The organism is Candidatus Glomeribacter gigasporarum BEG34, assembly GCF_000227585.1.
Classification (GTDB): Bacteria; Pseudomonadota; Gammaproteobacteria; order Burkholderiales; family Burkholderiaceae; genus Glomeribacter; species Glomeribacter gigasporarum_B.
Genome location: NZ_CAFB01000033.1, coordinates 1 through 1140, shown reverse-complemented (window position 1 = coordinate 1140; position 1140 = coordinate 1). Strand labels below are relative to the sequence as shown.

Genomic DNA, 1140 nt, shown 5'->3' with positions numbered 1-1140 from the left:
GGAAGGGCGCGCGTGCGGCGCGTGCTCTACATGGCGGCTTTATCGGCGGCTCGTTGCAACGAGGATATGAAAACGTTCTACGAACGCTTACGAGCCGCTGGAAAACCCATAAAAGCTCTGATCGCTGTGTTGCGTAAGCTGCTCTCTATCCTGAACAGCCTCGTCCAGCGCCGCTCCCCCTGGCAGGAAAATCCAGCGCCAACCACTTGACTTGCAACACAGATGCTTTTTATCGATGAAGAGACCGGGTGGAACATCCACCATATCCAACATCAAGCCAACGGGGGCACGCATCAGTACAACAACCTGATACTCATGCATCCAAACTGCCATCGGTCAATACATGCTGCAAAACGAGCGATCCGAAAGCCTGAAGTATCAAAAAAGCGATACTTTGATGAGGGCTTGAGCCGTGGGCAGGGAAACTTGCACGCACGGTTCTGAGAGGGGGCTTGATGGTGACATCGGGTTCCCTACTCGGTGAGGCTGCACAAATTGAGGTGCTCTGGAAAAATGGAACGCTGCAAATTACTTCAGGCCAACCCCGGAAAAAATCGTTGGGCCAAGAGGATTGATTTTGAAACCCGTCACACGTTTATTGATGACTTGGTAGTCAGTCGCGTAGGCGATGGGGGTAAACGGCTGTTCGCGTTTGAATACCTTCTGCGCCTGCGTGTAGAGACGAGTGCGCTCAGCGATATCCAGTGTTTGAGCCGCGCGCTGAATCAAGTCGTCGAATGATGGATTGCACCATCTAGAGAAATTAAAACTACTGCCTATTTCAGTACAACTAGACACTTTGAGCCAATTATCAGGATCGGGAACGTTGCTGACTATGCCAATGGTCAAGGCGTCGTGTTCACCCTTCGCTGCCCGTTTAACGTACTCGCCCCATTCGTATGCCACGATTTTTGCTTTAACACCCATTTTTTCCCAGTCTGCCTGGATCATTTCGGCCATCAGCCGCGGATTCGGATTATAGGATCGATAAGGCGGCGTCCATAAAGCGATTTCAAAACCGTTCGGGTAGCTGGCTTGCGTTAACAGGGCTTTTGCCTGTTTCAGATCACGCGGCGCGTCTTGCAGTGTTTTGTCGTAAGACCATTGCAATGGTGACATCGGCGCTACCGCAATTTGCGC

General features: G+C 51.6%; 3 protein-coding genes. 2 read left to right on the top strand and 1 reads right to left on the bottom strand.

What is annotated here, in order from left to right; genetic code table 11:
- Together CAGGBEG34_RS09940 and CAGGBEG34_RS12060 are read left to right on the top strand one after the other, a co-directional pair.
- Window positions 1-210: transposase (locus tag CAGGBEG34_RS09940; protein ID WP_158641747.1), on the top strand; the 210-nt coding region annotated here is incomplete at its 5' end.
- Window positions 211-222: 12 nt separating this feature from the next.
- The gene (locus CAGGBEG34_RS12060) at window positions 223-444 is read left to right on the top strand and encodes an HNH endonuclease (protein ID WP_081463687.1); all 222 of its coding nucleotides are present in this window, start codon (window positions 223-225) and stop codon (window positions 442-444) included.
- Between the two features lie 84 nt (window positions 445-528).
- Here CAGGBEG34_RS12060 and CAGGBEG34_RS00600 read toward each other — a convergent pair.
- Window positions 529-1140: ABC transporter substrate-binding protein (locus CAGGBEG34_RS00600; RefSeq protein ID WP_042687271.1), on the bottom strand; the 612-nt coding region annotated here is incomplete at its 5' end.